At 71.4% G+C, this 5,969-nt stretch carries 6 protein-coding genes; all 6 read left to right on the top strand.

Annotated features, from left to right (window positions below; all coding sequences use genetic code 11):
• Positions 1-125 precede the first annotated feature (125 nt).
• The 6 genes from C1I99_RS28280 to C1I99_RS28255 all read left to right on the top strand — a co-directional run bounded on the left by C1I99_RS28280 (position 126) and on the right by C1I99_RS28255 (position 5,949).
• Positions 126-1,220, top strand: a complete 1,095-nt coding sequence (locus C1I99_RS28280; protein WP_111137255.1) for a sugar ABC transporter substrate-binding protein — start codon at positions 126-128, stop codon at positions 1,218-1,220.
• 113 nt (positions 1,221-1,333) lie between these two features.
• Complete coding sequence (locus C1I99_RS28275) at positions 1,334-2,158, top strand: ATP-binding cassette domain-containing protein (RefSeq protein ID WP_111137254.1); 825 nt, start codon at positions 1,334-1,336, stop codon at positions 2,156-2,158.
• Positions 2,155-3,414: a sugar ABC transporter permease gene (locus tag C1I99_RS28270; RefSeq protein ID WP_111137253.1), complete on the top strand. Its 1,260-nt coding sequence runs from the start codon at positions 2,155-2,157 to the stop codon at positions 3,412-3,414. Before C1I99_RS28275 ends, C1I99_RS28270 begins: the two co-directional genes overlap by 4 nt.
• 32 nt (positions 3,415-3,446) lie before the next feature.
• Positions 3,447-4,628, top strand: coding sequence for an ROK family protein (locus C1I99_RS28265; RefSeq protein ID WP_111137252.1), 1,182 nt, complete (start codon positions 3,447-3,449; stop codon positions 4,626-4,628).
• A gap of 151 nt (positions 4,629-4,779) precedes the next feature.
• Positions 4,780-5,076 (top strand): DUF1707 SHOCT-like domain-containing protein, encoded by a 297-nt coding sequence (locus C1I99_RS28260; RefSeq protein WP_111137251.1) that lies wholly within the window; start codon positions 4,780-4,782, stop codon positions 5,074-5,076.
• 135 nt (positions 5,077-5,211) lie between these two features.
• Complete coding sequence (locus tag C1I99_RS28255; RefSeq protein ID WP_111137250.1) at positions 5,212-5,949, top strand: DUF4142 domain-containing protein; 738 nt, start codon at positions 5,212-5,214, stop codon at positions 5,947-5,949.
• The last annotated feature ends 20 nt before the right edge of the window (positions 5,950-5,969 follow it).

The raw sequence follows: 5,969 nt of genomic DNA, 5'->3' as shown, positions 1-5,969 counted from the left end.
GCTGAATTGTTACCGCTGCCAACAAACTCGTGACCTCGGCACTCTTGCACTGGGGGTGGAGCGCGAAATACGTTGCCGGGCACAACAAAACAACACCCTTCCCCCACCCCGAAAGGACCCTGCACATGCGTAAGGGGCTCCTCACCTTCGCCGCCGTGGGCCTGCTGGCCACCGGCAGCATGGCCGCCTGCGGCGACAACTCCGGCGGCGACCAGGCCGGCAGCGACAAGACTCCGAAGATCGGCGTGATCCTTCCGGACAGCAAGTCCTCCGCCCGTTGGGAGGGCGCGGACCGCAAGTTCCTGGAGGAGGCGTTCAAGGCCGCCGGCGTCCAGTACGACATCCAGAACGCCCAGGGCGACAAGACCCAGTTTCAGACCATCGCCGACCAGATGATCACCAATGGCGTCACCGCCCTGATGATCGTCAACCTGGACTCCGGCACCGGCAAGGCCGTGCTGGACAAGGCCAAGTCGCAGGGTGTGGCCACCATCGACTACGACCGGCTCACCCTCGGCGGCTCGGCGCAGTACTACGTCAGCTTCGACAACGAGGCCGTCGGCAAGCTCCAGGGCGAGGGCCTGAGCAAGTGCCTGACCGACAAGGGCGTGAAGAACCCGGTCGTCGCCTACCTGAACGGCTCCCCGACCGATAACAACGCCACCCTGTTCAAGAACGGGTACGACTCGGTGCTCAAGCCGAAGTTCGACTCGAAGGAGTACACCAAGGGCCCGGACCAGGCCGTGCCGGACTGGGACAACGCCCAGGCCGCGACGATCTTCGAGCAGATGCTGACCCAGACCGGCGGCAAGATCGACGGCGTGCTCGCCGCGAACGACGGGCTGGGCAACGCGGCCATCTCCGTGCTGAAGAAGAACAAGCTCAACGGCAAGGTCCCGGTGACCGGCCAGGACGCCACCCCGCAGGGCCTGCAGAACATCCTCGCCGGTGACCAGTGCATGACCGTCTACAAGGCGATCAAGGAGGAGGCGAAGGCTGCGGCCGACCTGGCCATCGCCCTCGCCAAGGGCGAGAAGAAGGAGACCGGCCAGACGGTCAAGGACCCCGAGGGCGGCCGTGACGTCGACGCCGTGCTGCTCACCCCGAAGGCGATCTACAAGGAGAACGTCAAGGACGTAATCGCCGACGGCTTCGTCACCAAGGACGAGGTCTGCACCGGGGCGTACGCCCAGCTCTGCACCGACGCCGGCATCAGCTGACCGACGCCGTAACCCGCCGAGGCGGCGCCGCCCGGCACGGAGCTCCCGTGCCGGGCGGCGTGCCGCCACCGGACGGGCTCCGAGATCTCCCCTCCGCAACAAAGGAGAACCCCGTGTCCGCGACCCCCCTGCTGGAGCTACGCGGGATCGACAAGAGCTTCGGTCCCGTCCAGGTCCTGCGTGACGTCGCCTTCGCCGCCCACCCCGGTGAGGTGACCGCGCTGGTCGGCGACAACGGCGCCGGCAAGTCCACCCTGGTCAAGTGCATTAGCGGCATCTACCCCACCGACGCCGGTGAATTCCTCTTCGACGGCCGGCCGGTGACCATCAACAGTCCCCGCGACGCCGCCGCGCTCGGCATCGAGGTCGTCTACCAGGACCTCGCGCTCTGCGACAACCTCGACATCGTGCAGAACATGTTCCTCGGTCGGGAGAAGCGCAGCGGCCTGGTGCTCGACGAGCCCACCATGGAGCAGATGGCCGCGGAGACCCTGGCCGGGCTCTCCGTCCGTACGGTGAAGTCGCTGCGCCAGCACGTGTCCAGCCTCTCCGGCGGCCAGCGCCAGACGGTGGCCATCGCCAAGGCGGTGCTCTGGAACAGCAAGCTGGTCATCCTCGACGAGCCCACCGCCGCGCTCGGTGTCGCGCAGACCGCGCAGGTGCTCGAACTGGTCCGCCGGCTGGCCGACAACGGCTTGGCCGTGGTCCTCATCTCGCACAACATGAACGACGTCTTCGCCGTCTCCGACCGGATCGCCGCGCTCTACCTCGGCCAGATGGTCGCCCAGGTGAAGACCACCGACATCACCCACGCCCAGGTGGTCGAGCTGATCACCGCGGGTCGCTCCGGCGCGCTCGGGCTCGCCACCGACTCGGGCAACGGCGGCAACGGTCACGGCGCGGAGCCGGCCGGCAGCACTTCAGGAGGCGTCCGATGACCACCACCGTCGTGCAGAAGGAAGGGCCGGCCGCGGTGACAGCACGCCCCACCCTCGGCAGCCACGTCCGCAACTACGTAGGCCGGGTCCGCGGCGGCGACATCGGTGCCCTGCCGGCCGTACTGGGGCTGGTCGTGCTCTGCACGGTCTTCTCGATCATGCGGCCGTCGTTCCTCACCGCCGGCAACTTCGCCAACCTCTTCACCCAGGGCGCGGCGGTCACCCTGATCGCCATGGGCCTGGTCTTCGTCCTGCTGCTCGGCGAGATCGACCTTTCCGCCGGCTTCGCCAGCGGCGTCTGCGCCGCGGTACTGGCCAACGTGGTGACCGTGCTCGGCTACCCCTGGTACGTCGCGGTGCTCGCCGCGGTCGCCACCGGCGTGGTGATCGGCACCGCGCTCGGCTTCCTGGTCGCGAAGATCGGCATCCCGTCCTTCGTGGTCACCCTCGCCGGCTTCCTCGCCTTCCAGGGCATCGTGCTGATGCTCATGAAGGAGGGCACGAACATCTCGGTGCGCGACGACGTGCTGGTGGCGATCGCCAACCGGAACCTCGCCCCGACCCTCGGCTGGCTGCTGGCCACCGTGGCGGTCGCCGGCTACGCCGCCGTGCAGCTGCTGCGGCACCGCAACCGCTCCGCCCGGGGGCTGGTCACCGACCCCGTCACGGTGGTGTTCGCGCGGATCGCCGGGCTGGCGCTGATCCTCGGCGTCGCGGTGTTCATCCTCAACCTGGAGCGCAGCCGCAACGTGCTGGTCGTCTCGCTCAAGGGCGTGCCGATCGTGGTGCCGATCATCGCGGCGCTGCTGGTCCTCTGGACCTTCGTGCTCCAGCGCACCAGCTACGGCCGGCACATCTACGCCGTCGGCGGCAACAAAGAGGCCGCCCGCCGGGCCGGCATCAACGTCGACCGGATCCGCATCTCGGTCTTCATGATCTGCTCCTCGATGGCGGCGGTCGGCGGCATCGTGGCGGCCAGCCGGGCCAACTCGGTGGACCCGAACACGGGCGGCAGTAACGTCCTGCTCTACGCCGTCGGCGCGGCGGTGATCGGCGGCACCAGCCTCTTCGGCGGCAAGGGCCGGGTGCTCGACGCGGTGCTCGGTGGCGCGGTGGTCGCGGTCATCGACAACGGGATGGGTCTGATGGGATACAGCTCGGGCGTGAAGTACGTGGTGACCGGCGTGGTGCTGCTGCTCGCCGCGAGCGTGGACGCCTTCTCCCGGCGCCGGTCCACGGCGACCGGCAGCCGCTGACCGCCCGTACCACCCGAAAGCCGACGAGAGCGATGCGCGCAGGACCCAGCCAGGACGAGATCCGCCGGCAGAACCTGGGCGCGTTGCTGCGGTACGTGCACGTGCACGGCGCCACCTCCCGGGCGGAGCTGACCACCACGCTCGGGTTGAACCGCAGCACCATCGGCGCGCTGACCGCCGACCTGGCCGGCGCCGGGCTGGTCAGCGAGGGAGCGCCGAAGGAGACCGGCCGGGCCGGGCGACCCTCACTGGTCGTCCGGCCCGAGTCGGCGCGGGTCTACGCGTACGCGTACAGCATCGAGGTGGACCGGCTGCGGGCCGCGCGGGTCGGGCTCGGCGGCGCGGTGCTCGACCGGCGGGAGCTGGACCGGCCCCGGGGCCTGACCGCCGCGGAGGCCGCGCCGCTGCTGGCCGGTGCGGTCAAGGAGATGCAGCAGGTGGTCCCGGCGGGCTCGCTCTGCGTCGGCGCCGGGATCGCGGTCTGCGGCATGGTCCGCCGCGACGACGGGCTGGTGCGGCTCGGCCCCACCACCGGCTGGGTGGACGAGCCGATCGGCACGGCGCTCAGCGCCGAACTCGGCATCGACGTGCCGATCGCGGTCGGCAACGTGGCCGACGTGGCGGCCTTCGCCGAACACGCCCGAGGCGCGGCGGCCGGCTGCGACAACGTCATCTACCTCTACGGCGACGTGGGGGTGGGCGCCGGGATCATCGCCGGTGGCCGGCGGCTGACCGGGCACGGCGGCTACAGCGGCGAGGTCGGGCACATGGTGGTCGTCCCGGACGGCGCCCGCTGCGAGTGCGGTTCGCGGGGCTGCTGGGAAACCGAGATCGGCGAGCACGGCCTGCTCCGGGCGGCCGGCCGCTCGGACGCCCGGGGCCGGGACGCGTTGCTGGCTGTCTTCGACGCCGCCGACCGGGGCGACGCCCGGGCCCAGACGGCGGTCCGCCAGGCCGGCGACTGGCTGGGGTTCGGGGTGGCGAACCTGGTGAACATCTTCAACCCGGAGATGGTCATTTTCGGCGGCACGATGCGCGACCTCTACCTCGCCGCGGCGGCCCAGGTGCGCAGCCGGCTGCACGCGATCGCGCTGCCCGCCTGTCTGGAGCACGTCCGGCTACGCACCCCGAAACTCGGTGAGGACGCCGCGCTGGTCGGCGCGGCGGAGCTGGCCTTCGAACGGCTGCTCGCCGACCCGCTCGACGCCGGCTGACCCGCCCCGCGGCACCGGCCCACCACGTCGGCCGGCCGGCGGACACGGCAGCGACCCACCACGTCGGCCGGCCGGCGGACACGGCCCCCGGCCCGCCACATGGGCCGGCCGGCGGACCCGCCGGCGGCGGTTCCTGCGTAACCTGTCGCACGTGGACGTCCAGCTGCGCGCCTCCGACGACGACCGCCACCGGGTGGTCGCCGACCTGCAACGGCACACCGCGGCGGGCCGGCTGACGCTGGACGAGTTCTCCGAACGCGTCGGCGCCGTCTGGGCAGCCCGGACGATCGGCGACCTGGCCGCACTGACCCGCGACCTGCCCGCCCCGGCCAGCCCTGTCGGCACCGTCCCGGCCGGCGGGCAGGGGCGGCGCGAACTCCTGGTGGTCTTCGCGGTCGCCGCGCTCACCCTGCTGCTGCTCGGCGTCTTCATGGCGGTCAGCCGGTAGCGGCCGCCGGCGCTTCCCGCGGTTGCCGCTGAACTGATCGGGCAGTCAATCCGTACCAGGAGGCGGACGGGCGGCCGACGGGTGTGGCTGCCCGCTCCAGACGCGTTCGGTCCGGACCGAGGAGGCACCGCAGACATGGCACCGCTCAGATCCGCCCGTCGCCGGCAGGGGCACCGGACCCGTCGAGTGGCCGTGCTGCTCATCACGATCGCCGCCGGGTTGGGAGTGCTGCCCGGCGCCGCCGTCGCCGCCCCGGTCGGCCAGCAGCTCAACGCCGCCGACGCCGCCTTGCTCAACGGCGTACGGCTGGCGGGGCTGTGGGAGATGCCGGCCGGGCAGATGGCCGCCGAGAAGGGGCAGTCGCCGATCGTCCGTGAGATCGGCGCCGGCATCGCCAGCGAGCACGAGGAGTTGGACCGGCTCACCGTGGAGGCGGCCAACAAGCTGGGTGCGGCCATCCCGACCGAGCCGACGGCGGAGCAGAAGGGCTGGCTGACGGAGATGCAGAACGCCCGCGGCGCCCGCTTCGACCAGATCTTCGTCACCCGGCTCCGGGTCGCCCACGGCAAGATCTTCCCGGTGATCGGGGCGGTGCGGGCCAGCACCCGCGACCCGATCATCCGCAAGCTCGCCGAGGACGCCAACAAGTTCGTCATGCACCACATGCAGATGCTGGAGAGCACCGGCCTGGTCCGCTGGCCCGAGCTGCCGCCGGCCGCGCTCCCCGCACCGGGCGACGACGGGCTGCTCGCCGCCGCGTCCGCCAACACCGCCCCCAGCATGGGCGTGAGCAGCGCGGTGGTCTGGCTGGTCTTCCTCGCCGCCCTCGGCACCGGCGGCATCGCCACCTACCGCATGCTCCGCCGCACCTGATCCCCACCCCGCTCCCGACC

This window comes from Micromonospora deserti (assembly GCF_003236335.1).
GTDB lineage: Bacteria > Actinomycetota > Actinomycetes > Mycobacteriales > Micromonosporaceae > Micromonospora > Micromonospora deserti.
The sequence above is the reverse complement of the archived record's forward strand: the minus strand, read 5'-3'. Positions and strand labels throughout refer to the sequence as shown.

What these genes read in the sequence shown, in the direction of transcription:
- C1I99_RS28280 (WP_111137255.1), top strand. Translation starts at nt 126, where the DNA reads ATGCGTAAGGGGCTCCTCACCTTCGCCGCCGTGGGCCTGCTGGCCACC.
- C1I99_RS28270 (WP_111137253.1), top strand. Translation starts at nt 2,155, where the DNA reads ATGACCACCACCGTCGTGCAGAAGGAAGGGCCGGCCGCGGTGACAGCA.
- C1I99_RS28265 (WP_111137252.1), top strand. Translation starts at nt 3,447, where the DNA reads ATGCGCGCAGGACCCAGCCAGGACGAGATCCGCCGGCAGAACCTGGGC.
- C1I99_RS28255 (WP_111137250.1), top strand. Translation starts at nt 5,212, where the DNA reads ATGGCACCGCTCAGATCCGCCCGTCGCCGGCAGGGGCACCGGACCCGT.